Consider the following 25,555-nt stretch of genomic DNA (forward strand, 5'->3'; position numbering starts at 1 on the left):
ATATTTAATTATTAATAAATAAATAAAATAACTATATTTACTCCATATTTTTTATAAATATTAGTTTTTATTTTTTAACTTAATTAAATTAAAATCCCATGAATCCTTTGGATAAAAAGAATTCGGTGAATCTTAACACTAAAGATTTGACTAAAAATATAGTTGATTCTTCCGGAATTACCGATAAGGTAAATCAAAAAATTAATTCGTTTACAGCTCCTGTTTCCGATCATTCGGATAAGCTTAATATGCTTAAAAAAAATATAGTTGCCGGTAGTGATATATCCATTAAACTTGAAGATGCCATTAAACCTCCCGATTGTTTTAGTGTAACTCCTCCGGATGCTCTGGAAAAGAAAATTAAAGATATGGCTTCTCAATTTTTTGCTAAATATGGAGGGGATTTAGCTTCTCAACTTAAAAATTCTCATATTGTTTATGCAGCTATTTCTATTGATGGTAACGAAGTATTACGAGACAGTCATTTTACTCTTACGCTAAATCAAAAAATGGCGGACCATGACCATTTTGAAATTTCTTGTTATGCGGAAGCATTCGGTGACAGGGATTCTTATCCGATGACCAATTCTCGTGAGCTTTTAGGTAAGAAAATTTCTATTCAACTCAAACAATACGGACAAACCGCTTATATTTTTTCGGGTATTGTTACCGAACTTTCCAATAAAAAGGTGGATGGCTATAATAAGCTTTTTATCAAGGGCCATGCTCCTACTATTTTATTGGAAAACGGGCTGGATTGCCAAAGTTTTGAAAATCAAAGTTTGGACGCTATTATTCAACAGGCCACTTCGGAATATCAATCGGATTTGCTCAGCTGGGACTTACGTCCTATGTTAAAAGACCCTCTACTTTATACGGTACAATACCGTGAATCGGATTGGGAGTTTATTAAACGTTTGGCTACAAGGTATGGGGAATGGCTCTATTATAACGGGCAACAAATTGTTTTTGGAGGAGCGGGAGGTAAAACCGTGGAATTGGTGGAAGAAAAAGATGTCTACAGTTATGAGCTGAAAATGAGATTAGTTCCTCAAAAATTCAGCTATGTTGGTTATGATGCGAAAAGGGCTCAAAACCATACGGTAGACTCTGACAGTATTCCTCCTAAATGGAGTATTGTTAATCCTTTTCAACAACATGCTATCACTGCTTCGGAAAAAATATACGCTAAGGTGCCTTTATCCTTATACAATCAATCTTTATTGGAAAAAGGTTCTATTGAGGTAACCCAAGCCGTGGAAAGGCAAAAGCTCAGACGTCAACATGTACTGTTTTTAGAAGCTAAGACCAATAATCCTAATTTAAGATTGGGAGATATTGTAAAGCTTAAAGGCTGGATGCCTAAAAGCGGACTTTTTAAAGACGGGGAAGTTCCTTTGGAACGATATAAAATTATAGAAATTACGCATTCTCAAGATATTACCGAAGGATATTATAATGAATTGATAGGTGTGCCTATGGACAATATGGTTCCTGAATATATGGATGAAGATGCAATTCCTTTGTGTGAAGAGCAATCGGCTACGGTTACGGATAATAACGACCCGGAGGGAATGTCCCGAATTCGGGTACAGTTTCCTTGGCAAAAGCCTTTTAACGGTATGACACCCTGGATTCGTTCAATTACCCCGTATGCAGGAAAAGGCAAAGGAATGCATGTAGTGCCTGAAATTGGTGAGGAAGTAATCGTAAGTTTTGAAAACGGAAATGCAGAAAAGCCGGTAAGCTTAGGGGCTATGTTTAATGGAGGAGGTAAATCCGGACACGGGGGAGCAGGTAATTATATGAAAGGTTTGCAAACAGCAGCAGGATCTAACCTTACTTTCAATGATAAAGAAGGCTCCATGACTTTGGCTGACCAAGGACCTGCGATGATGAACTTTGATGGAAAAGGGAATGCTACTACAAAAGTAGATATTGATAATATAACAAAAGTTGGCAAAACCAATATTATAGATGTAGGAAATGGACAAACGGCTATTACCATGGATAATAGTGGAAATACCAAACAGGAATCTAAATCAAAACATGAAATCAATGTAGGAGATAAAAATTCTGTTATACAAATGAGTAAAACCGGTGAAGTTTCTTTAAATGCTACAAAAGAATTTAAAATAACAGTTGGTGTTAGTACTGTTTCAATCAAGGCAGACGGTACTATTTCAGTTAATGGAAAATTAATAACATTAAACGCAACTGAACAAACCAATTTAGGTGCAGCAGAACATTTAGTTATTAATAGTAAAAATATCAATATTACTGGCATGTCTTCAACTAATATTCACGGACAAGAAGTTAAAATAAACACATAATTAATGTAATATGGTATTAAATAAAAAATATGTGTATCAACAAAATATTGAAGGAACAACTAAGGCTGTTGAAGTTGAAAGTAAATTTAAAATAAAGATTAAGACAGAAATTACCTTATTAGAACAAAAAAATAATGGAGATAGAAGATATTTTATTAAAGAGTTGGAGTATGAACTTATTCAATATGAAGATGCAATACTCACCGCAATTACTGAAATGACTAATAAGATATGTAGTATATATAAAGAGTTAGATATTACAGTCAATCGTTTTGGAAATATTGAAAAAATTAATAATATATATCATATAAATAAAGAATGGGAAAAAGTTAAGGAATGGCTTATAAACACCCATCCCTTGGAGTCTTATAAAATTATAAGAGGTATTGAGTTCGAATTAAAAGAAGAAAAATTTATGTTTAAAAATATACAATATATTCATTTTATCCACCAATATTTTTTCCTTTTAGGTCGCGCATTGGAGCCTAATTTACACACAATTTTTAAAAAAAATGAGATGGATCAATTCGGTTCAGGTGTAATTATTCCTTTAAAAATAACGTCTATTGGAAAAAATACGGAAAATAATAACTATGAAAAAGTTTTTCATTCAGAAATGGAATTATCTCCGGAAACTATAAAAAGGCTTAAAGAATCTGTTAATGACAAAAGTATGCAGCCCACTTTTTTCTTAAATGGAAAATATTATTACAACGATAAGAGAGAACTTGATTATTCAGGATTCAGTTTAAAGGAAGAATTAGGAAAGAATTATTCTACCCATTCCTATCTAGAAATGAAACTAATTGAAATAATTTAAAAACCATGGATGAAAATGATCAGTATCTCACAGAAAAACATTACTTAGTTTGTAATAAAGGATTAAAGCCTAAAAAGATAAAAGTTACTAGCCATAATACAGTAAAAATTGGAGGTTATTTAGCAGCTACTTCTAAAGATACATTAAAAAGTAACAACTTCACTTGTGTAGGTAAGTATGCTTTTTTAGCGGGTGCTGTTGCAGGTGTTGCTTCTTTGGGAGCGGGAGCCATTGCGGCAGCCTGCGCTTGTATTCCCGGACCCGGGTGGGTAGTAGCAGGAATTATAGCTGTAGCCATAGCAGCCGTTATGCTTAGCGGAAATGCTATATGTACAAGAGCAGCCTCTAGCAGAGTTTGGACTCAAACACTTGAGGTTGAAATAGTTAAAGGCAAGGCTCTAACGCTAAATTCAGTCATGATATGTCCCCAAGAGGGAGGAACAATAACCCCTAAGGAAACTGCTTGGAGTGCATGGGGTTCAGCAACATTAACCAATTTAGGTCATCTAAGTCAATTTGCTTTTGGATTTTTAGCCGGAAGAGGTATAGGAAGTATGGCTATGGGTGCTACATCGGCTGCAAGGGAATCCGGAGCTTTACTTACGAAACAGGGAGTAACTACTTTTGGAAAAGAATTTGGAAAAGACTTTTTACAAACTGCCAAGAAAGATTTGTTTGAACAATTTACTTTTAAGGGATTCGGCAATGGCGGAATCTTTTGTAAAATAGTCAGAGGTTTAGGAATTGGAGGCGCCTACTATCAACAGTATAAAATTTGGAGTAGCGATCAAAGCTTAATGGAAAAAATTCAAGATTGCACATTGAGCTTAATAATGAGTATCTTTGCTGCTAAAGGACTTACTACCGTTTGTTTTCCTGAAGGAACATTGGTACATACCGATAACGGCCTTGCCCATATCGAAGACTTAAAAGTTGAGGATAAAGTATTAACTTTTAATGAGCAAACTCAAGAACAGGAATACAAACCTATTTTAGTCACACACCAGCGGTATACCATGCAAATGTGTGGACTTGAGATTTCTGGGAACGAAATGCTGCGGGTAACACCCGAGCACCGGTTCTATAACAACGAAGAATGGATAGAAGCCCGAGCGCTGCAAGTAGGCGACCTTCTACAAAATAAACACGGCGACTATATTTCAGTCCTTAATAAAGAAATTTTGCCACATTATGAAAAAGTTTATAATTTAACCGTAAAAGATAATGAAAATTATTATGTTACCGAAGAAGGAATATTGGTGCATAATGGATATAAGGATTCTGATGTCGCTAACAATAAAAAGAAATCTGATGTCGCTAACAATAAAAAGAATTCTGATGTCGCTAACAATAAAAAGAATTCTGATGTCGCTAACAATAAAAAGAATTCTGATGTTACTACCAAAAAAAAGAATTCTGATGTTACTACCAAAAAAAAGAATTCTGGTGTTGCTACCAAAAAATCTGATCCTACAAGAATTTCTAAACGAAAAAGATATAATAGAAAGAGATTTGCTGAATTTCCAAATCAAAAACGTCCTAAATTAAGAACTAATAGGCCTAAATATGCTCCAGGTCAAGTTGAAGAGGTTTGGGAAAAAAGGGCACTTACAGATTCTAAAGGTAATAAACTTTTAACAAAAGATGATTATTCTGAGATAGCTTTAGATCCAAACACTTCAGAACCAATAACTTGGAATAGATTAAAGGATGAAACTCGTACGTGGGACATGGGACATACTCCAGGAAATGAATATAGAAGATTATGTGATAAATATGAAAATGAACAAATTACATATCAAGAGTTTTTAGATGAATATAGAAATCCAGAAAATTACCTTCCAGAATCTCCATCAAGTAATAGAAGTAGAAAATTTGAAAAAAAATAATATAAAATGGAAGATATATTTAGATTAGTTAGAGAAAATAAGATTAATGTATTAAAAAATATTTTAAATAAAAGCATAATAAATGCTAGGAATGTAGAAAAGCAATCATTATTGCAGCAAGCTATAGTTTCAAAACATTTTGATATAGCAAAAATTTTAATATCAAAAAATATAAATGTTAATAGCGAAGATTCAAATGGTCAAACAGCATTGCATTATATCCCTTTATATAAAAATTTAGAAATAGCTAAATTAATTTTAGAAAATGGAGGAGATGTTAATAAACAAGATTCATGGGGAAATACCCCATTATGGACAGCAATATTTAATTCTAGGAGGCAGTATGACTTAGTTATTTTATATTTAGAATTTCACGCAAAAATTGATATAATAAATCATTCTAATAAAACATGCTATGATTTGGCAAAAATTTTGAATGATAAAGACTTATTAACAATATTAGAAAAATATAAATAATCAAATATGTATGGAAATATTTTTTAATGATATAATTAAACATCAATATTTAGAAAATTTAAATTTCTCAGAACATGAGTGTTTAAAAGAATTTGATGAGCTGTCAAAAGAAAATGGGAGCCTTTTTGGAATCAAAGACGATAATAATAGTGTTTTGAAGTTATATTGTGAAAACGAAAATCTGTTTTTGGTGAATATATCTATTGCTCCAACATTTGTGAACTTTCTTAAAAGGGCAAATATAGATGAGTGCAAAAAAATTATTACGGAAATATATAGAAATAATAGAATTATTGTAGTTGATGGAATGGTAAAATTCACTATGAATAAAAAAACACTTAACGGATATAATAAGTAATTAATACTTTTTAATAGTCGATATTCTTATCAAATTATATTTTATACATATTTCAAAATATATTCTTATACGTATAAATTTTCTAAAATATTATAGATAAATTGAAATAGTATTAAGTCTTTAGATGTTATGGAAAAACAAGATTACGTTTAGTTTTTGTAATCCGGACGAAATTATTTCGGGTAAAATAAAATTAGATTTGTTAATTAAATCATATGTAGGAGTAACCTTTTGAAAATAAATAGATTGTAATTGCTATATGAATTTTAGAAGATAAAGAATATGCCTATTATCACCCTGTTTTAACAGATTAAAATATAAAAATATAAAGGTTAAATATAAATCTCTTTTAAAATTTACTACTGCTTTAATTTATAGTTAAAAGTAAATTACATATGTTGAATATTAAAGAATTGTATGAAAAATATAAATATATTTATAAATGAATAAATTTTAAAATATTATTATATATATTCTTATATTTAAATTATTTAGTTTATTAAGCAATTTTATAATTAAACTTTGAGGAATAAAAGATTTATTGGTTAAAATCTCTGTATAAACTCAATTTGTATTAATAGAATAGATTTACCTTGATATTTTCAATGATTTTAGTAAAATTATTTATATAATATTAAACAAAGAATTAAGTATAATTCCAAATAAACATGATCAAATGATCACAATTATTTTAAATTTAAAGAAACATTATAATAATAGATAGAATCCAATTAATTTTAATCCATTTTTTAATTTGAATAAATTCACACATTATTAAAAATATATTATTAATTAAGCATTAATACATATTTATAAAAAATAATAAATATAAATTTTTAAATATATATACTTATATTTCAATTAATATGCTTATATTTATAAAAATATAAAAATTATGGAAGATTCTGATTATACATTGGAGAGAAAAATTAAAATTGGTAAAGAAGAATATACTTGTACTTTTGACTTTAATTTTAGAAGTAATCACTTATTTAAAGATGCAACTAAGGATAAAAATTATTTTGATGATCATTACAGCAATAATTCCGAAACCAGCCATACTCTTTTAAATTTATTTGAATTAACTAAAGCATTTGAAAGTGGAAAAATTACCTTTATACCAAACGTTTATAAAGATAAAAGATTTTCAATTAATATACCTAATTCACATGATTTTATATATACCTATCGCAGGTCTTTAAATGGAAATGAATCCAGTATATGCGCCCGTAACTGTAGCGGAATTAAATTAGAAGGAACGTATGTTACCGATAAAAAATTGAAATTTTCTCGTTTAGGAAGTATTATTTTATAAAATAAAGCTTATTTTTTATCTTAAGATTTAATTTTTTTATTTCTAAAGCAATAATACATTACATAAAAAATTTACTTGTTTAGGAAGCTATTTCTTTAGCCTTAATCATCCTAAAATTTCCGGATATATCTTGTTTTAATTCTACGTAATTAAAGTATTCCAAAAACAATTGTCTGGTTTTTTCTCCTAAATCTTGATTAATTTCAACATATACTCTTCCTTGTGGCTTCATATTTTTTAGAGAAAAATCTATTATACTCCTGTAAAAAACAAATGGATCATTGTCCGGTACAAACAAGGCCTTGGATGGTTCATAATTGACTACCCTACTCTCCATACCTTCTTTTTCATATTCTCTGATATAAGGAGGATTGGATACAATAATATCATACTTTTCAGTATTCTTTATTAGATGCCCCGTATTAAGTAAATCAGCCTGTATAAAATCTACCTGAACTTGATTACTTTCTGCATTTTTTTTGGCTAAATTTATCGCCTTTTCATCAATTTCAAGAGCAGATACTTTTGCTTTTAAGTTTTTAGCTAATGCAATAGCAATACATCCACTTCCGGAACATAAATCGATGATATTCAATTCCTCATTTTTATTTTCAAAGTCATTACAAATCCAAGATACCAATTCTTCTGTTTCCGGTCTGGGAATCAAAACATGGGGATTTACAGAAATTTTACAGCCGTAAAATTCCGTATATCCTACCACATATTGGTAAGGCATACCGCTAATTAAATGAAATAAGGCTGTTTGAAAAAGTGTAGGCTTTATTTGAGAATCTTCTTGCATTTCATCCAATCCTAATTTTAAAGTAATTTTATCTTTATGCAAATATGTTTCTGCCAACGCATAAAAAATAATATCTATTTCTTTAAGAGTATATTGCAAAGAAAGATTTTTAATAAACTCGTTCCTAATTTCTGCTAATGATTTCATGCTAAATGCATTAAGGTTTTAATTTTTTTATAAAAAACCGGAATAATAAAATATTATTATTCCGGCTCAAATTTCTAATATTTTTTAGAAGTTATTCATCTTCTTGATCAACCAATATCCAACTTCCCTCCTCTATAAGACTTTGCGCTTGTTTAAATTTCAAAGATTTAACTTCTCCGGTTCTCAAATTACGCACATGTACCATTTCATTTCTTCCGATCTTGTTTACACGTAATGGTTCGGAAACCGACTTTTCTTGAGTCTGTTTTTCATCGTTTTCAACAAATTCTCTGCTCTCAACCACTTTTTGTTTTACTTCACGAGCTTGTTCTATTTTTGATTCTTCAGGTTCAGATGGTAAACCTCCTTTGAACAAGAAAGAGATAATTTCTTTATTGGTTTTATCTAGCATATCCCTAAATAAAGCAAAGGATTCTTGTTTATAAATAACCAACGGGTCTTTTTGTTCGTAAACGGCTGATTGTACAGACTTTCTTAATTCATCCATCTCTCTTAAATGTTCTTTCCAATTTTCGTCTATTAATGCTAAAGTAATTCCTTTTTCAAAGTCTTTTAATAAAGCTTTTCCTTCAGAATTGTAAGCATCTTCTAAATTGGTGGTTACATTTAATACTTTTGTGCCGTCAGTAAAAGGAACCGAAATATTTTTAAATGTATTTCCTCTTGCTAAAAAGACGTTAGATATGATAGGATACAACTGTTGTGCCGTATTTTCTAATTTTTCTTTGTAATAAGCTTCTGCTTGTTCAAAAACTTTATCAACAAGTTCTTTTTCAGATAATCTGTTAAACTCTGCTTCATCTACAGGAGTATCCATAGCAAACACTGTTGCCAACTCAAACTCAAAATTTTTATAGTTTTTATCTTGTTTATTGTCTCTAACTAACAAAGCAGCAGTGTCATAAATCATATTAGCGATATCGATACTTAATTTCTCACCAAAAAGAGCATTTTTACGTCTGCTGTAAATTACTTCCCTTTGTTTATTCATTACATCGTCATATTCCAACAATCTTTTACGAATTCCAAAGTTATTTTCTTCAACTTTTTTCTGAGCTCTTTCAATAGAGTTAGTGATCATAGAATGTTGAATTACATCTCCTTCCTTATGCCCTAATCGATCCATCATTTTAGCTATTCGATCAGAACCGAATAAACGCATTAAGTTATCCTCTAAAGAAACATAGAATTGAGAAGATCCCGGATCTCCCTGACGACCGGCACGACCTCTTAACTGTCTGTCTACCCGTCTAGAATCATGTCTTTCCGTACCAATAATAGCTAACCCTCCTGCGGCTTTAACTTCATCCGTTAACTTAATGTCGGTACCCCTTCCTGCCATATTGGTAGCAATAGTTACTACTCCCGGATTTCCCGCTTCTGCAACAATGTCTGCTTCTTTTTTATGTAATTTTGCATTTAATACATTATGCGGTATTTTTCTTAATTTTAAAGCTTTGCTTAATAATTCGGAAATTTCTACAGAAGTAGTTCCCACCAATACCGGTCTTTTATCTTCTTGAGATAAACGTATCACCTCATTTAAAACGGCATTGAATTTTTCTCTGTTGGTTTTATAAACTAAATCTTGTTGGTCATTTCTAATTACAGGTTTGTTGGTAGGAATAACCACTACATCTAATTTATATATTTCCCAAAATTCTCCGGCTTCCGTTTCGGCAGTACCGGTCATACCTGCCAATTTATTATACATTCTAAAGTAATTCTGTAAAGTAATTGTAGCAAATGTTTGTGTTGCTGCTTCGACTTTTACATTTTCTTTAGCTTCTAAAGCTTGATGCAATCCATCAGAATAACGACGCCCTTCCATAATACGTCCGGTCTGTTCGTCAACAATTTTAACTTGTCCGTCAATTACAACATATTCTACATCTTTCTCAAACAAAGTATATGCCTTGAGCAATTGACTTAAAGAATGAATACGTTCGGATTTGATAGCAAAGTATCGTAAGAATTCTTCTTTTTCTTTATGTTCTTCTTCTTTGGATAAGTTTTTATTTTCAATATCGGCAAATACAGTTCCTAAATCTTCTAATACAAAAAAGTTAGGATCGGAATTTCCTTTTGACAAAAATTCAATTCCTTTATCGGTAAGTTCCACCTGATTATTTTTTTCATCAATTGAAAAATATAAATCTTTATCAGCCTCAGGCATCATTCGGTTATTATCCGATATAAAATAAGCTTCTGCTTTTAACAAAATAGCTTTGTTCCCTTCTTCTGAAAGGTATTTAATTAAAGGCTTATGTTTAGGTAATCCTCTATATACTTGATATAATTTATAACCTCCTTCTTTTTTATCTCCAGAAGCTATTAATTGTTTTGCTTCCTGAAATAATTTTGAAATTTCATTTTTTTGAGCCGTAAAAATGGTTTCAACAACCGGTTTTAATTCCTGATATTCTTGTTTATCTCCTTGAGGTACCGGACCGGATATAATTAATGGCGTACGTGCATCATCTACTAGAACGGAATCTACCTCATCGACAATGGCATAATTAAGTTCTCTTTGAACTAAGTCATTTGGAGAATTTGCCATATTGTCACGTAAATAATCGAATCCAAATTCATTATTAGTTCCGTAAGTAATATCAGCAAGATAAGCTTGTCTTCGAGATTCAGAATTAGGTTGATGGTTATCAATACAATCTACTTTTAATCCATGAAATTCAAACAAAGGAGCCATCCATGCGGAGTCCCGTTTTGCTAAATAATCATTAACTGTTACTACATGAACTCCACGTCCCGGTAGAGCATTCAAATACATAGGAAGTGTTCCTACTAACGTTTTTCCCTCACCGGTTGCCATTTCAGCAATTTTTCCTTGATGTAATACCGTTCCTCCTATATACTGAACATCATAATGAATCATGTCCCATTTTACTTCTTTACCCGCCGCATTCCAATAATTTCTCCATACGGCTTTATCTCCTTCAATGGTAACATACTCTTTAGTTAATGCCAATGTTTTATCAAACTCGGTGGCTGTAACGGTAATAGTATTGTTTTCAGCAAATCGTCGGGCTGTTTCTTTAATTAAAGCATACGCTTGAGGAAGTATTTCTTCCAATATTCTTTCTTCTACTTCGTAGGATTCCTTCTCAAATTTTTCAATCTCGCTGTATAATCGCTCTTTTTCGTCTATATTATCAACATTTTGAGTTTGTTCTTTTAATTCTGCAATTTTATTTTTAAGATCAAAAGTTGCTTGAGATATTTTTTCTTTAAACTCAATGGTTTTAAATCTTAGATCATCAAAAGATAAAGAAGAAATACTTTCTTCTTCCTTTTTAATTTTGTCCAGATATTTATTTAATTGTGCAAGATCTTTTTTATGTTTATCCCCAATAAATAATTTGAGGACTGAATTTAATATATTCATTATATGTAATTAATTTGTACGTACAAATGTACTAAAAAAAAGCTTTTTTAGTATGAACTATGAAAAGTAAAGCCCTAAACGAGCTAGGGCTTATAAATTAATATTCATCTTCGTTCCAGAGGAAATCATCATCAGTCGGATAATCCGCCCATATTTCTTCAATGCTATCGTAAATCTCGCCCTCATCTTCAATTGCCTGTAGATTTTCAACTACTTCCAAAGGGGCGCCGGTTCTGATGGCATAATCAATTAATTCATCTTTTGTGGCGGGCCACGGCGCATCACTTAAATAAGACGCTAATTCTAAGGTCCAATACATAAGGTAAAATTTATATTATGATTAATTTTTCCTTCCACACATCAAACTTCAAGCCAAATTTTTTAATCCCATTTTTTATTTCTATTTAATACAAATAGTTTCAATTTATAATCTAATTATTATAGTATTTGAGATAATTTGTTCACTTAGTTTATTGGATTATTATCGTCAATAATTTTTATCAAGTTGACTATTATATAGGTCAGACAATATATAAAAGTGATAATTATTGTATTTAAAATATAAATTATTGTACTGTTATAAATAAAAATATTAATATTATTTTTATAAAAAGTGTCCTTTAGTTTAAATAATACATATTTTAAAAATAAATGTTGCAATTTTAAAAAAAATAATAGCTGAAAATTTTCTGTCACAAATGTCATATATTATAACTGACAATTTTTCATAGATAAAGCTTAAAGCTGTCGGTATTTTAGATCAAATATTTAAAAAACACAGAGAGTTATAAGCATAAAAAAATGGGATTAAACAAAATTAATCCCATGAATATATTTTATTTATATTTCGTTAATCAAAAATATAGGCAAAACCTAAAGCAATTACTGATGTATTTTGTTTTTGGTAAAATTTATCATAAATATCCATAAAACCGTAATTATAACGAACGAAAATTTCTGATTTTCTTACAATGCTATATCCTAACCCTACTGATATGGATGTATCAAGATTCTTAGGGTTGGATCCGTATCGCTTTTTTTCTAAGTCTTTATCTTTTTGGGATATTAATATTCCTAATTGAGGTCCAACTTCTGCAAAAAATTCGCTTTCGGATTCTGATAAATACGCCCTAAAATAAATCGGTATGTTTATATAATTTTGAAAAAATTTAGCTTTCGTTTGATTTCCTGACATCTTAACCTTATCTTTTTCGCCTTGCATGGAATATGATATCTCAGGCTGTATGAAAAACCGATTATAAGAGTCTAATTGAATTTGGGCTAAAACACCTATAGATGCTGCATTTCTACTGCTGGATTCTTTATGTATATTGGAAACACTTGTATTTTGAAGTGTTCCTCTTACACCAAATCTTACTTGCGAATAAGACAAAATCGGAATTAATAATAATAAAAGAACGCTTTTTTTCATAAATATATAATTTTTTGGTTTGTTGCTGTGCAAAAAATACCTAAACGAATATTTTGCCAACCGTTTTTCCTATATCTGCAGGAGAGTTGACAACGTGGATACCGCATTCAGCCAAAATTTTCATTTTTGATTGTGCTGTATCATTTTCTCCTCCAACAATAGCCCCGGCATGACCCATAGTTCTTCCTTTAGGTGCAGTAATTCCTGCAATAAATCCGACAATAGGCTTGGTTATATTATTAGATTTATACCATAATGCCGCATCTACTTCCAGTTGACCTCCAATTTCCCCTATCATAACTATACATTCTGTATCTTTATCTTCGATAAGTAGTTGCAAGGCATCTTTAATAGATGTTCCTACGATAGGATCTCCACCAATTCCAATTGCGGTTGAAATGCCATACCCGGCTTTAACCACTTGGTCAGCAGCTTCATAGGTTAGCGTACCTGATTTAGAAACTATACCGACTTTTCCTTTTTTAAAAATAAAACCGGGCATGATTCCAACTTTTGCCTCTTCGGCAGATATAATTCCCGGACAATTAGGGCCTATTAATGTGCAATCGTACGATTTAAGATAATTTTTAACTTGAACCATGTCTTCAACGGGAATACCTTCTGTAATGCATATAATAACTTTTATTCCGGCTTGTGCTGCTTCCATTATCGAATCTGAAGCAAACGCAGGGGGAACAAATATGATGGAGGTATTAGCCCCTGTTTGGTCGATGGCTTCCTTAACTGTATTGAAAACAGGTCTATCCAAATGGGTAGTTCCTCCTTTTCCCGGAGTTACTCCTCCAACCACTTGGGTTCCGTATTCAATCATTTGTTCAGCATGAAAAGAACCTTCTTTACCTGTAAATCCTTGAACAATTACTTTGGAATTTTTATCAACCAAAACAGACATATCTATAATTTAAAGATGAATAATTAATTCAATTTTTATTTGGCTAATCTTTTGAGTGTAGCCATTTCTTTTAATTTCTTTTTAGCTTCTTCGGCAGGGTAACCAAAATAAGTTTTTCCTGCTTCCAAATTTTTAGAAACTCCCGATTGTGCCAATATCACAGCTTTTTCTCCCACGGTAAGTGAAGAGGCAAATCCTGCTTGTCCCCATATGCTCACTTCATCTTGAATATTACAACAACCGGCAATACCTACTTGAGATGCTATTAGACATTTTCTTCCAATAACGGTATCATGTCCCACTTGTATGAGATTATCCAATTTTGAACCTTCACCGATAATGGTAGAAGCTGTAACCCCTCGGTCGATGGTACAATTAGAACCAATTTCAACATTATCTTCTATTATAACATTACCTACAGATTTCAATCGATCATAATAACTTCCGCGGTTTTTATAATAAAAGCCATCACCTCCAAGTACCGTTCCTGATTGTATAACGACATTATTACCTATTTCAGTATAATCATGTATGGTAACATTTGGAAAAATTACACAATCATTGCCAATTTTTACATGTTTACCAATGTATACTCCCGGTTGTATGACGGTGTTTGTACCAATTTGAACGTCATCGGAAATTAACTTATTTTGAGGCGTAAATTTTACAAAATAATCATTGATTTTATTAAAATCTCTGAAAGGATCATCAGATAAAAGGAGTGCTTTATTTTTCGGACATTCAACCTTTTTATTAATCAAAATTACACTTGCTTCGCTGCGTAATGCTTTGTCATAATATTTGGGATGGTCTACAAAAACTATTTCTCCTTCTTTTACGCGGTGAATTTCGTTAGTTCCATAAATTGGAAAGTCATCTTTTCCAATATATTCACATCCTATAATTGATGCAATGTTTTTTAGTGTAAATGATTTTGGAAATTTCATGATATTAAATAAAAATGATAGGTAAATATACGAATATATTTAATCTTTTCTAATCTTTTACTCTTTCGATATAAGAGCCGTCATCTGTATTAATTTTTATTTTTTCACCGGCCTCAATAAATAGGGGCACTAAAACCTTAGCTCCGGTTTCAATGATTGCATTTTTAAGCGCATTGGTAGCTGTATTTCCTTTAACGCCGGGTTCTGCTTCTATTACTTCCATGATAACACTTGCCGGCAATTCTGCTGACAATGGTGTTTCATCTTCTTCTTTCAGGATAATCATAACCTCCTCTCCTGCTTTCATAAATTGAGCGTTTTCAATCAAATTTTTATCTATATAAATTTGAGAAAAATCGTCGTTGTTCATGAAATGAAAACCATGATCGTCATCATATAAATATTGATATTTGCGAGTAATAACTTTTACATCTTCTATTTTACTACCTGCTGAAAAGGTATTATCAACAACTTTTCCTGATGTTAAAGATTTTAATTTAGTTCTTACAAAAGCAGGGCCTTTACCCGGTTTAACATGTAAAAACTCAATTACTTTATAGATGTCATCATTAAAATTGATACAAAGTCCCTTTTTTATATCTCCCATTCCAGCCATATGTATATAATTTAAATTTTTTTACTACTATTTTTATAATCCTTGAGCGTTAAATCCTCTCATTACCCCCCTCATACTTGATTGTATAAATTGGATGATTTCATCTCTTTCAGGGGTGGCCTCAAATTCAGCTTCTACTACTGATAAGGCCTGTGTGATATTCAATTTGTTTTGAAAAATAACTCGATAAATGTTTTGTATTTCCGCAATTTTATCGGAACTGAAACCTCTCCTTCTTAGTCCTACAGAATTAATACCAACATAGGACAATGGATCCCTTGCTACTTTTACAAAAGGGGGAATATCTTTCCTTACAAGTGATCCTCCGGTTACAAATGCATGATTACCGATGGAACAAAATTGATGTACGGCTGTCATTCCTGCCATAACAACGTAATCTCCTACAGTTATGTGTCCTGCTAAGGTGGTATTATTAGAGAATATACAGTTATTCCCAACTTCGCAATCATGGGCGATATGGGAATAAGCCATTATCAAACAATTTTCACCTATAACTGTTTTCATTTTATCTGAAGTACCTCTACTTACAGTAACGCATTCTCTCAGTACAGTGTTATCTCCTATAATCGTTAAAGATTTTTCACCTTTATATTTTAAATCTTGAGGTTCTGCTGAAATTACTGCTCCGGGAAATATTTTACAATTTTTTCCAATTCTAGCTCCCTCCATAATAATGACATTAGAGCCTATCCATGTTCCTTCTCCAATTTCAACATCTTTATAAATAGATGAAAATGGTTCAATAACAACATTCTTTGCAATTTTTGCATCGGAATGTACAAAAGCTAATGGTTGAATCATTTTTCTACTCCTTCTCTTCTTTTGTTTTCGCTACTTGAGCCATCATTTCTGCTTCAACAACCATATGTCCATTACAGTATCCATATCCTTGCATATGTACAATTCCTCTTCGTATAGGTTCTAATAAGTCAATTTTAAAAATTAAGGTATCTCCGGGTATCACCTTTCTTTTGTGCTTCACATTATCTAATTTAATCAAGTAGGTAGAGTAATTTTGAGGATCATCTACATTTTCGAGCACAAAAATACCTCCTGTTTGAGCCATAGCTTCAATTTGTAATACTCCCGGCATAACAGGTTCATTAGGAAAGTGACCTACAAAAAAAGGTTCATTGATAGTTACGTTTTTAACTCCGATTATATGTTTATCATCAACTTCCATTATTTTATCCACCAATAAAAATGGAGGACGATGGGGAAGCATTCTCATGATATCTTTTATATCGTATACCGGTTCTTTTTGCAAATCAATTTCCGGTATATTTTTTCTTTTAAATAATTTATATAATTTATTTAATTTTTTTGCGAACTGTGTATTGCAATGGTGTCCGGGCTTGGTAGCTATAATTTTAGCTTTTAATCGAACCCCTACTAAGGTTAAATCACCAATGACATCTAATAATTTATGTCTGGCTGCTTCGTTTGGATAGTATAAGGTCACATTATCTAATATTCCGTTAGGTCTTACACTAACTTCCGGTTGATTAAATACAACTTTTAGTTTATCCAGCGTATCCGGGGAAAGTTCTTTATCTACATAAACAATGGCATTATTAATATCTCCGCCTTTTATTAATCCGGAGTCTAATAAGGTTTCCAGTTCATGAAGAAAACTGAAGGTCCTGGCATTGGCAAAATCTGATTTAAAATCTTGAATACTTTTCATGGTAGCATTTTGTGTTCCCAATACTTTCGTACCAAAATCTACCATAGTTGCTACTTCAAAGTGATCGGAAGGTATTGCAGTAATCTCTGAACCTGTTTCCGGATCTGTGTAAGAAATTATTTCTTTTATTGTGAAGTATTCTCTGTTTGCTTCTTGTTCAACTACACCCGCTTCTTCAATAGCTTCTACAAAAAATTTAGATGAGCCATCCATAATAGGAGGTTCTGAACTATCCATCTCAATATATGCATTGTCCAAATCCATTCCGGTTAATGCAGCTAATACATGTTCACAAGTATGTATTTTTACTCCTTTTTTTTCTAAAACGGTACCTCTTTCAGTAGAAGTCACATAGGTTGCATCAGCTTCAATAGTAGGTTGCCCTTCCAAATCCACCCTAACAAAAATAAATCCTGTGTTTACAGGTGCAGGTTTAATTGTCATGACAACTTCTTTACCTGTATGCAAACCTTTTCCTTTTAATGTAAACTCCTGTTTAAGTGTCTTTTGCTTATCTGACATTTTATATAAATTACTAGTTAAAGATTTACTTTTTACCTTTTTCTAACTTCTCTAATCTATTGACTATTTCAGGAAGTTTTTTAAAGTATATAAAACTTTTTTGATATTTTAAATATTGTATTGCAGGAGAACCGAATAGTCTTTGGTCATCTTCTACATCATTAGTTATCCCGCTTTGTGCTTGAACTATAACTCTATTTCCTACATTTAGATGTCCGGAAATTCCCACCTGTCCACCGATCATACTCCATTTTCCTAATTTTGAAGAACCTGCTATACCTGCTTGAGCTGCTATAACTGTATGTTCTCCAATTACTACATTATGTGCCACTTGTATTAAATTATCTAATTTAACTCCTTTTTTGATTATTGTTGATCCTATGGTGGCTCGGTCAATAGAACAATTCGATCCTACTTCTACATTATCTTCAATAATAACATTACCTAATTGGGGTACTTTTTCGTATCCTTCGCTTGTTGGCTGAAATCCAAAACCGTCTCCTCCTATTATAGTTCCTGCATGAATAGAACAATTATTTCCTATAACGCAATCATCATAAATTTTAACTCCAGGACCTAAGTAACAATTATCTCCGATACTAACATTTTCACCTATGAATACATGAGGGTAAATTTTAGTATTGTTACCTATTTTTACATGATTTGATATATAAGCAAATGCCCCTACATAAACATCTTCCAATAAAGTTGCAGATTGAGATAAAAATACAGGACTTTCAATACCCTGTTTTTTTATTTTCATCTCATTATAAATAGTCAATAATTTATTGAAAGCTGAATATGCATTTTCCACAACAATAATAGTTGGTAAATTGGAAATGTCCTTCGGTAATAGTTCTTTTGATATAATAACAATAGAAGCTTTGGTATCTTTTAAATATTCCTGATATTTTTCTCCTCCTAAAAAGGTTATGGTGCCAGGCTTACCATCTTCTATTTTAGATATATAAGATACTTTTTCCTGGGGGTTACCTTTTATAACCCCATTTACTAAATTTGCTACTTGTTCAGCGCTAAATTCCATGATTGGCAAATGTAAACATTTTATTATGATTATAAAAATCTTTATTTAACACCACTAATTTCTCTGGGTATACATAAATGATAACGAGTTATTTTCTTTCTTAAATCTTTAACTAAGACTTGATTATCTGCTTTTTGTAATTCCAAAATTTCCCCATTTTTTAAAAGTAATTTGATCGGGTCTTTGGTATCGTTGTAAGCTAATACACTTAATTCTTTTTGGTGTACAAAATACCCTGCATCTTCTATGGAATATAATTTTTTAACTTCATTTTTTATTTGTTCTACTTTTTCATTTGAAATAGGTTCTGAAATTATAAGTGATGAGGGTAATTTTCTTTGAATAATGAATTGACTTAATAAACTCAATGTTTTGTCTTCGTGAGACTGCCATAATTTCAAAGCTGAAATTACATCTGAATCATCAAGCTGTGCAAATTTCTCCAAATCCATTTTGTTAATTTCAATAAAGTCAGATTTTTCCAAAAAATATTGCAAAACATCGGAAGAAGGAACATTTTTACCTTTTTTTACCAATTGTTTGGCTCTTTTTAAAGCTTCAATTAAATATATTTCGGCAGTTACCGATGTTTTATGAAAATATACCTGCCAATACATAAACATTCTTGATGTCAAGTATTTCTCTATTGAATAGATTCCTTTACCATCAATTACCAACTCATCATTAACTACATTCATCATAGTTATTATCCTTTCTGAATTTACATTCCCTTCAGAAACTCCGGTGAAGAAACTATCTCTTTTTAGATAATCCAATCGATCTAAATCTATTTGACTTGAAATTAATTGATGGAAAAATTTACGAGAATATTTATTTAAAAAAATATCAATTGCTAATGATAATTCATTATTAAATTCCTCATTTAATAATTTCATAAAAGTGATTGAAAGTTTTTCGTGATGTATTCCTTCCAACAATGTTGATTCTAGTGCATGAGAAAAGGGTCCATGTCCTATATCATGTAATAATATAGCTATTAAAGAGGCTCTTTCTTCTTCTTTAGAAATTTTAACGCCTTTATCTTTAAGAACTTTATGGGTAATTTGCATTAAATTGATACACCCTAAGGCATGTAGGAATCTCGAATGTGTAGAACCGGGATAAACATAATAGCTTAAGCCTGTTTGAGATATCCGTCGTAACCTCTGAAAATAGGGATGTTCAATGATATCAAATAATAAATCATCGGATATGGAAACAAATCCTAATACCGGATCATTAAAAATTTTCCTCTTATTTATTTTTTCCAATAGGCATATTTTTTGTACATTAATGCAAAATTAATGTAAATAAATAACTATATAGGCATGGGTAAAAAAATATTATGGATTGATGACGAAATAGAACTATTGGAACCTCATATAATTTTTTTAAAAAACAAAGGATATGAGGTTATTTATGTCAACAATGCAGCTGAGGCCTTAGAACTGATTCCCATAAACAATTTTGACGCAGTTCTGCTTGATGAAAATATGCCCGGTATTGGCGGTTTAGAAGCTCTACAAAAGATTAAGGAAATAAAATCGAATTTACCTGTAATTATGGTAACGAAAAATGAAGCTGAAGATATTATGGAAGAAGCCATTGGCGAAAAAATCACAGATTATATCCTTAAGCCTGTTAATCCCAATCAAGTATTGATAAGTTTAAAGAAAATACTTAAAAGCGATGAGATAATCGAGAAAAAAACGGTTCAAAATTATCAACAGGAATTTCGAAAGATTTCAATGGACTTAATGTATGCTCAATCGTATGAAGATTGGATACAACTTTATTTAAAACTTATTCAATGGGATATTAGTTTTGATAAACTTTCCGATGTTGAAATGAGTGCTATTTTAAGTAATCAAAAGGATGAAGCAAATAGTTTGTTTGCAAAGTTTATAGAAAATAATTATCATGATTGGTTGCATTCTGAACAAAAACCGATCATGTCTCATACTGCATTTAATGATGTCGTTAGACCGGTTATTAACAAACATAAAAAGGTTTTGCTTTTAATGATCGATAATTTGCGTTATGATCAATGGAAAATTATTGAACCTTTATTTTCTAAATATTTTAATTCTGTAACTGAGAAATCCTATTTCAGCATTCTTCCTTCAGCTACTCAATATGCAAGAAATTCTTTTTTTGCCGGTTTATTACCTTTAGAGATTGAAAAAAAATTTCCTCAATATTGGATAGGCGAGAATGATGAAGAACATAAAAATCAATATGAGAGTGAATTATTAACTGCTCAGCTTCAGCGTTTAGGTCTAAAAAATATCAGAAATAAATATTTTAAAATTTTAAATGCTGAATTTGAGAAAAAAATTTCTGATGAATTTAAACATCACAGCAGTAATGCAGATTTTATTACTATCGTTTATAACTTTATAGATATTCTTTCTCACGCGAAAACCAACAATAATATTGTCAATGAATTAATCAGGGATGACAAAACGTTCCGATCTTTAACTTATACCTGGTTTGAAAATTCAAGTTTATTAAAAATTATTCAATCCGCCGCTGAGGAAGGATTTAAATTGATCATTACAACCGATCATGGGACCATTTATGTGAAAAAACCTAGTAAAGTAATCGGCGATAAAGAATCATCCACCAATCTTAGATATAAATTAGGAAAAAACCTACAATACGATGAAAAAGATGTTTTTGCGGTGAGTGATCCGGAGGATTATTTTTTACCAAAAGTTAACTTAAACTCAAAATATATTTTTGCTAAAGAAAACAAGTTTTTCGCTTATCCAAAAAATTATAATCATTATGTTAATTACTATAAAGATACTTACCAGCATGGTGGGATTTCACTTGAGGAAATGATTATTCCCATAGCTGTTTTGGAGTAAACAATTATAATATCTCATCTAAACGCTGTTGCTTGAACTAACAACATTTAACATACGAACAATATATTTAATTATTTATGATAAACTTGTAAGCATTATCTTTTATTATTTATTTTAATGTTTGATTCTACATAATTAAATATTTAAATATTGTATTTTATATTATTGGTGTTCGTAAATTAAATTTTGTGAAATTATGTTATATTAAATGTTTGAACTATTCTTTTTAAGATAATAGGCGGAGATTTGTATATTTACCAAAATTATATTTATATGAAGTTAAAACAATCCCTTATTTTTATATTTATTTTAACTATACTTATAAGTTGTAGAACATCCGATAAAATGATTGTTAATAAAAAGCTAACCGATCCGGAAGGAGAAACCATTTTATTTGGTCAAATAACTAGAGATGCCTTGAAACAATCTGATTTTAATTCATGGTATACAGACGAATATAATTCCTATGTTCCTGATCGTAATGTTATAAATAAAATAAAAAATAAAATAAAAATATATAAAATTGAAATATATTTTGGAACTTGGTGCAGCGACACTCATGAGCAACTTCCTCGATTTTTAAAAATCCTGGATGTAACCAATTATCCTCAAAGAAAATTAAAACTTTATGCTTTAAATCGTAAAAAAGAGAGTTTGTATGGCGAACAAAATCAAAAGAATATAGTTAGTATACCGACTTTTATACTCTATAAAGCCAATCATAACCCGAAACGTAGCGATATAGAAATTGGCAGAATAGTTGAATCTCCAAAAGAATCCCTGGAATTAGATTTATACAAAATTCTTACCGGAAAAGAATTTAAACAATAGTATATTAATATACTATTGTTTAAATCAAATAAAAATCCTACATAAAAATTATTCCATTCACGCCTTAAACTCTTTTTATTTTATTATCTTTTTGCATGATTTATGCACTATTATTAACACTAAAAAATATATAATGATAATCCTTAAATTTTTAAAAAAATATTTTATATCCATAGTATTTTTAATCTTAGGTTTATTACTATTTATATTTATTTTAAGACAATCGGGTAAAGAAAATGTAAAATCTGAAACCAGAATTATAAATCATGAAATTCAGCGTTTGAATAAAATGATTGTTATTGAACAAAATTATTCTTCATTTAAGACTAAAAAGTATAATAATTTTAATCCTAAATATTTTGATTTTCTAAATAAAAATATTGTATTGTACATTACTGCCATGGCTCAAGTAACGTATGATATGAAAAAGATGAAAATTGAGGTAGATTCAGCTCATAAAACAGTACATATTTTGTCAATACCCGATCCCGAATTACATGTATATCCAGATGTTGAAATTTATAATATGGAAACCGGTTTTTTAAATGATTTTTCAAAATCTGAACTTAATGAAGTAATGGAAGAAGGGAAAAAAGATATAACTAAAGAAGTTCAAAAATCTAATATACAATCTTTAGCTAAAAAACAATTAATTTCCAATCTGAAAGAATTGTATAACATGGTAAAACTTAATAATTGGAAAATTATTGATGACACCCCTTATGCCGGTCAAATACAATCAATGAAAGATTAATTGAGTTTGGATAATTACAAAATTTTATCCATCGACTCATGGATATGAATTTTGATTATAATAATTTATTATTATTTATTTCATGTTTACCATGATCAAACCCGTAGGAAATTTAGGTTCAATATAGGTAATTTTATCGGGTAATTTTTCTCCTAATTCCAATACTTTTTGTAAGTCGGAAAATGAAGGAGGATAAAAACCAAATCCTATAGTAAAATCACCCTTATCTACTTCTTCTTTTATTTTTTTTATCCCTTCAATACCGTTGGAACCTTTTATATAAGATACTAAATTCATTTCTTGTGTGGAATCCTTTATATTAAAAATCCTTTCTAAGATAAAGGTATTAAATAAATACGTATCAATAGTACCTAATCCTTCCTTCATTCCCCTAAATTCGTGTTTAATGTATAAACCAAAAAACTCTCCGTCCATGTACATGCTTATATGATGTTTATGTGAGGGAAAATAGGGTTCTTTGCCTTTATAATTAATAGTAAAATGTTCTTCCAGTTTTGAGAAAATATCTTTTTTTGTTAACCCGTTTAGTGATTTTATTAATCTATTATATTCTATAATTTTTAAGTTTTGACCAGAAACTAATAAAGATAATACTTGATGGTTTTGGTCAAATAAGAAATTTTTAGTTTTACTTTTTATCTTTAATCTTGTCTGAGTGATTTATAGCTCCCATCAACCGGTAATATCCATCGGCTAAATATAAAGAAGGCAAATTGGAAACAACGTCTTTAAATTGTGATAACTTTAATCGGTTATCTATTCTCCATAACCTATGTGAAACCTCCATTTCATCCTCAAAATGGATAAATGGTTTACTTTTCATTTCTAAATCCATTAATATCTCTATTTTGGAATTGGATTCATAACAAAGTAATATTGGATTAGTTTGCAAATAGGTGGTATCTAAAAATTGGGTAAATCCATTGACTTTTGTTTCATTAGTAGGCGAAGGTACTTTTATATTTTTTCCTTCAAAATCATCCACAGAGATTAATCCTATAACTCCTCTAAAGGTTTCTCCGGATTTTTTTTTCTGCTCATAAATATAAAATGAGGCAGGATCATGATCAAGCAAATTGTCTTTCACATAATCCTCATACCTTTTTCTTATCTTTTTTAAACGATTTTCCAAAGGACTTTCTCCTTTGAAAAAAATCGGTTTAATAAGATCGATATAAGAAGGAGTTTTGCCTCTTAGTTTCATTCTTATTTGCTCATCAGAATATATATCCGGTGAATACATGGGAAAATCTTTGATATCTTCCTCTTTAGCATGTATTCCTTTAAAAGGTTTAAAACTTAACATATAAGACCATTTAAGAACAATGTAAGAACTAAATAAAATTTTTAATGTATATTGTTAACAATACTATTTTTTTGCTAATTCAATAATTTGATCAGCTAATTCCATACCTACCCTTTCTTGAGCTTCTTTGGTATTTCCTCCTATATGTGGAGATAAAGATAGTTTAGGGTTCATTAATAAAGTAATTTCCGGTTTAGGTTCTTTTTCAAAAACATCTAATGCTGCTCCGAATATTTTATCTTCATTTAAGGCATTAATTAAGGCAACTTCATCGATAATCCCCCCTCTTGAAGCATTCACAATAATTGCATTAGGCTTCATTTTATTAAGTTCTGCTTCGCCAATTATATATTTATTTTGTTTAGGAATATGGACAGAAATAACATCAGAATTTTTAATGACTTCTTCCATTGGAACTGTGGATATTTCAAAATGAACTTGTTGACCGTCAAAGAAATCCAATGTAATAGTTTTAGTGATGTCATTTACATCAGAAACCAATATTTTCATTCCTAAACTCAATCCTATTTTGATAACTTCCACCCCGATTCGTCCGAAACCGATAACTCCTAAAGTTTTACCTCCAAGCTCCATAGCTCCTGAATAAGACTTTTTTAATGCTGCAAAATTCGTGTCTCCTTCTAAAGGCATGTTACGATTAGAATCTTGCAAATATCTGTATAGGCTAAACATATGTGCAAACACCAATTCTGCGACAGATCTGGAAGATGCAGCCGGAGTATTAATTACATGAATTCCTTTTTCTTTGGCATATTGTACATCTATATTGTCCATGCCTACTCCTCCTCTACCAATAATTTTTATTGACGGACACTGATCTATCAGTTCTTTTCGAACCTGAGTAGCACTTCTAACTAATAATACATCAATGTTGTTCTCATTTATAAAGTTAGCTAATTGTTCTTGAGCAACTTTATGGTTTAAAACTTCATGTCCTTCTTTTTCTAAAAATTCGATCGCAGATAAAGAAATGCCATCGTTAGGTAATATTTTCATTGTAA

At 30.5% G+C, this 25,555-nt stretch carries 23 protein-coding genes; 9 read left to right on the plus strand and 14 right to left on the minus strand.

What is annotated here, in order from left to right; translation table 11 throughout:
• The first annotated feature begins 98 nt into the window (after positions 1–98).
• From GYM73_RS05355 to GYM73_RS05380, 6 genes are all read left to right on the plus strand, one after another.
• Positions 99–2,333: a type VI secretion system Vgr family protein gene (locus tag GYM73_RS05355; RefSeq protein WP_220233196.1), complete on the plus strand. Its 2,235-nt coding sequence runs from the start codon at positions 99–101 to the stop codon at positions 2,331–2,333.
• A 10-nt stretch (positions 2,334–2,343) separates the two neighbouring features.
• On the plus strand, positions 2,344–3,153 hold the full coding sequence (locus tag GYM73_RS05360) for a hypothetical protein (protein ID WP_220233197.1): 810 nt from the start codon (positions 2,344–2,346) through the stop codon (positions 3,151–3,153).
• 5 nt (positions 3,154–3,158) lie between these two features.
• Positions 3,159–5,042: a polymorphic toxin-type HINT domain-containing protein gene (locus GYM73_RS05365; RefSeq protein WP_220233198.1), complete on the plus strand. Its 1,884-nt coding sequence runs from the start codon at positions 3,159–3,161 to the stop codon at positions 5,040–5,042.
• 6 nt (positions 5,043–5,048) lie between these two features.
• Positions 5,049–5,519, plus strand: coding sequence for an ankyrin repeat domain-containing protein (locus GYM73_RS05370; protein WP_220233199.1), 471 nt, complete (start codon positions 5,049–5,051; stop codon positions 5,517–5,519).
• A gap of 10 nt (positions 5,520–5,529) precedes the next feature.
• Positions 5,530–5,877, plus strand: a complete 348-nt coding sequence (locus GYM73_RS05375) for a hypothetical protein (protein WP_220233200.1) — start codon at positions 5,530–5,532, stop codon at positions 5,875–5,877.
• Positions 5,878–6,772: 895 nt separating this feature from the next.
• Positions 6,773–7,192: a hypothetical protein gene (locus GYM73_RS05380; protein WP_220233201.1), complete on the plus strand. Its 420-nt coding sequence runs from the start codon at positions 6,773–6,775 to the stop codon at positions 7,190–7,192.
• 79 nt (positions 7,193–7,271) lie between these two features.
• Here the strand turns inward: GYM73_RS05380 and prmC are convergent, their stop codons facing one another.
• The 11 genes from prmC to GYM73_RS05435 all read right to left on the minus strand — a co-directional run bounded on the left by prmC (position 7,272) and on the right by GYM73_RS05435 (position 20,019).
• A complete protein-coding gene (gene prmC, locus GYM73_RS05385; protein ID WP_220233202.1) occupies positions 7,272–8,141 on the minus strand; it encodes a peptide chain release factor N(5)-glutamine methyltransferase in 870 nt (289 codons plus the stop codon).
• A gap of 91 nt (positions 8,142–8,232) precedes the next feature.
• Positions 8,233–11,565, minus strand: a complete 3,333-nt coding sequence (gene secA, locus GYM73_RS05390; RefSeq protein WP_220233203.1) for a preprotein translocase subunit SecA — start codon at positions 11,563–11,565, stop codon at positions 8,233–8,235.
• 97 nt (positions 11,566–11,662) lie between these two features.
• Entirely contained in the window at positions 11,663–11,884 is a 222-nt protein-coding gene (locus GYM73_RS05395; RefSeq protein WP_055424695.1) for a DUF2795 domain-containing protein, read from the minus strand.
• A 531-nt stretch (positions 11,885–12,415) separates the two neighbouring features.
• Entirely contained in the window at positions 12,416–12,997 is a 582-nt protein-coding gene (locus GYM73_RS05400; RefSeq protein WP_220233204.1) for a porin family protein, read from the minus strand.
• Between the two features lie 40 nt (positions 12,998–13,037).
• A complete protein-coding gene (gene sucD, locus GYM73_RS05405; protein WP_220233205.1) occupies positions 13,038–13,910 on the minus strand; it encodes a succinate--CoA ligase subunit alpha in 873 nt (290 codons plus the stop codon).
• 35 nt (positions 13,911–13,945) lie between these two features.
• Positions 13,946–14,857: a UDP-3-O-(3-hydroxymyristoyl)glucosamine N-acyltransferase gene (locus tag GYM73_RS05410; RefSeq protein WP_105297764.1), complete on the minus strand. Its 912-nt coding sequence runs from the start codon at positions 14,855–14,857 to the stop codon at positions 13,946–13,948.
• 49 nt (positions 14,858–14,906) lie between these two features.
• A complete protein-coding gene (efp, locus tag GYM73_RS05415; RefSeq protein ID WP_105297765.1) occupies positions 14,907–15,473 on the minus strand; it encodes an elongation factor P in 567 nt (188 codons plus the stop codon).
• 33 nt (positions 15,474–15,506) lie between these two features.
• Positions 15,507–16,295, minus strand: a complete 789-nt coding sequence (gene lpxA, locus GYM73_RS05420; protein WP_105297766.1) for an acyl-ACP--UDP-N-acetylglucosamine O-acyltransferase — start codon at positions 16,293–16,295, stop codon at positions 15,507–15,509.
• A 4-nt stretch (positions 16,296–16,299) separates the two neighbouring features.
• The gene (locus tag GYM73_RS05425; RefSeq protein ID WP_166003921.1) at positions 16,300–17,703 is read right to left on the minus strand and encodes a bifunctional UDP-3-O-[3-hydroxymyristoyl] N-acetylglucosamine deacetylase/3-hydroxyacyl-ACP dehydratase; all 1,404 of its coding nucleotides are present in this window, start codon (positions 17,701–17,703) and stop codon (positions 16,300–16,302) included.
• A gap of 25 nt (positions 17,704–17,728) precedes the next feature.
• Positions 17,729–18,748 carry a UDP-3-O-(3-hydroxymyristoyl)glucosamine N-acyltransferase gene (gene lpxD, locus GYM73_RS05430; RefSeq protein ID WP_220233206.1) on the minus strand — a complete coding sequence of 340 codons (1,020 nt, stop codon included), beginning with the start codon at positions 18,746–18,748 and terminating at the stop codon, positions 17,729–17,731.
• A 41-nt stretch (positions 18,749–18,789) separates the two neighbouring features.
• Positions 18,790–20,019: an HD domain-containing protein gene (locus GYM73_RS05435; RefSeq protein WP_220233207.1), complete on the minus strand. Its 1,230-nt coding sequence runs from the start codon at positions 20,017–20,019 to the stop codon at positions 18,790–18,792.
• A 57-nt stretch (positions 20,020–20,076) separates the two neighbouring features.
• On the opposite strand from GYM73_RS05435, the gene GYM73_RS05440 reads away from it, so the two are divergent.
• From GYM73_RS05440 to GYM73_RS05450, 3 genes are all read left to right on the plus strand, one after another.
• Complete coding sequence (locus tag GYM73_RS05440; protein ID WP_160543106.1) at positions 20,077–21,621, plus strand: bifunctional response regulator/alkaline phosphatase family protein; 1,545 nt, start codon at positions 20,077–20,079, stop codon at positions 21,619–21,621.
• A 273-nt stretch (positions 21,622–21,894) separates the two neighbouring features.
• Positions 21,895–22,452, plus strand: a complete 558-nt coding sequence (locus tag GYM73_RS05445; protein ID WP_166003925.1) for a hypothetical protein — start codon at positions 21,895–21,897, stop codon at positions 22,450–22,452.
• Between the two features lie 133 nt (positions 22,453–22,585).
• On the plus strand, positions 22,586–23,206 hold the full coding sequence (locus tag GYM73_RS05450; protein WP_105297772.1) for a DUF4230 domain-containing protein: 621 nt from the start codon (positions 22,586–22,588) through the stop codon (positions 23,204–23,206).
• 75 nt (positions 23,207–23,281) lie between these two features.
• Here GYM73_RS05450 and GYM73_RS05455 read toward each other — a convergent pair whose 3' ends face one another.
• From GYM73_RS05455 to GYM73_RS05465, 3 genes are all read right to left on the minus strand, one after another.
• Positions 23,282–23,887 (minus strand): DUF1015 family protein, encoded by a 606-nt coding sequence (locus tag GYM73_RS05455; RefSeq protein WP_220234365.1) that lies wholly within the window; start codon positions 23,885–23,887, stop codon positions 23,282–23,284.
• On the minus strand, positions 23,856–24,533 hold the full coding sequence (locus GYM73_RS05460) for a DUF1015 family protein (protein ID WP_220233208.1): 678 nt from the start codon (positions 24,531–24,533) through the stop codon (positions 23,856–23,858). The genes GYM73_RS05455 and GYM73_RS05460 overlap by 32 nt, the downstream gene beginning before the upstream one ends.
• Before the next feature lie 63 nt (positions 24,534–24,596).
• Positions 24,597–25,550, minus strand: coding sequence for a D-2-hydroxyacid dehydrogenase (locus GYM73_RS05465; RefSeq protein ID WP_220233209.1), 954 nt, complete (start codon positions 25,548–25,550; stop codon positions 24,597–24,599).
• Positions 25,551–25,555 lie beyond the last annotated feature (5 nt).

Origin of the sequence: Apibacter sp. ESL0432, assembly GCF_019469225.1 — a bacterium.
In the GTDB taxonomy this organism is placed as follows: domain Bacteria; phylum Bacteroidota; class Bacteroidia; order Flavobacteriales; family Weeksellaceae; genus Apibacter.

Coding starts and splice junctions, on each gene's coding strand:
- GYM73_RS05355 (WP_220233196.1), top strand. CDS start 99: ATGAATCCTTTGGATAAAAAGAATTCGGTGAATCTTAACACTAAAGAT.
- GYM73_RS05360 (WP_220233197.1), top strand. CDS start 2,344: ATGGTATTAAATAAAAAATATGTGTATCAACAAAATATTGAAGGAACA.
- GYM73_RS05365 (WP_220233198.1), top strand. CDS start 3,159: ATGGATGAAAATGATCAGTATCTCACAGAAAAACATTACTTAGTTTGT.
- GYM73_RS05370 (WP_220233199.1), top strand. CDS start 5,049: ATGGAAGATATATTTAGATTAGTTAGAGAAAATAAGATTAATGTATTA.
- GYM73_RS05375 (WP_220233200.1), top strand. CDS start 5,530: ATGGAAATATTTTTTAATGATATAATTAAACATCAATATTTAGAAAAT.
- GYM73_RS05380 (WP_220233201.1), top strand. CDS start 6,773: ATGGAAGATTCTGATTATACATTGGAGAGAAAAATTAAAATTGGTAAA.
- prmC (WP_220233202.1), bottom strand. CDS start 8,141: ATGAAATCATTAGCAGAAATTAGGAACGAGTTTATTAAAAATCTTTCT.
- secA (WP_220233203.1), bottom strand. CDS start 11,565: ATGAATATATTAAATTCAGTCCTCAAATTATTTATTGGGGATAAACAT.
- GYM73_RS05395 (WP_055424695.1), bottom strand. CDS start 11,884: ATGTATTGGACCTTAGAATTAGCGTCTTATTTAAGTGATGCGCCGTGG.
- GYM73_RS05400 (WP_220233204.1), bottom strand. CDS start 12,997: ATGAAAAAAAGCGTTCTTTTATTATTATTAATTCCGATTTTGTCTTAT.
- sucD (WP_220233205.1), bottom strand. CDS start 13,910: ATGTCTGTTTTGGTTGATAAAAATTCCAAAGTAATTGTTCAAGGATTT.
- GYM73_RS05410 (WP_105297764.1), bottom strand. CDS start 14,857: ATGAAATTTCCAAAATCATTTACACTAAAAAACATTGCATCAATTATA.
- efp (WP_105297765.1), bottom strand. CDS start 15,473: ATGGCTGGAATGGGAGATATAAAAAAGGGACTTTGTATCAATTTTAAT.
- lpxA (WP_105297766.1), bottom strand. CDS start 16,295: ATGATTCAACCATTAGCTTTTGTACATTCCGATGCAAAAATTGCAAAG.
- GYM73_RS05425 (WP_166003921.1), bottom strand. CDS start 17,703: ATGTCAGATAAGCAAAAGACACTTAAACAGGAGTTTACATTAAAAGGA.
- lpxD (WP_220233206.1), bottom strand. CDS start 18,748: ATGGAATTTAGCGCTGAACAAGTAGCAAATTTAGTAAATGGGGTTATA.
- GYM73_RS05440 (WP_160543106.1), top strand. CDS start 20,077: ATGGGTAAAAAAATATTATGGATTGATGACGAAATAGAACTATTGGAA.
- GYM73_RS05445 (WP_166003925.1), top strand. CDS start 21,895: ATGAAGTTAAAACAATCCCTTATTTTTATATTTATTTTAACTATACTT.
- GYM73_RS05450 (WP_105297772.1), top strand. CDS start 22,586: ATGATAATCCTTAAATTTTTAAAAAAATATTTTATATCCATAGTATTT.
- GYM73_RS05460 (WP_220233208.1), bottom strand. CDS start 24,533: ATGTTAAGTTTTAAACCTTTTAAAGGAATACATGCTAAAGAGGAAGAT.
- GYM73_RS05465 (WP_220233209.1), bottom strand. CDS start 25,550: ATGAAAATATTACCTAACGATGGCATTTCTTTATCTGCGATCGAATTT.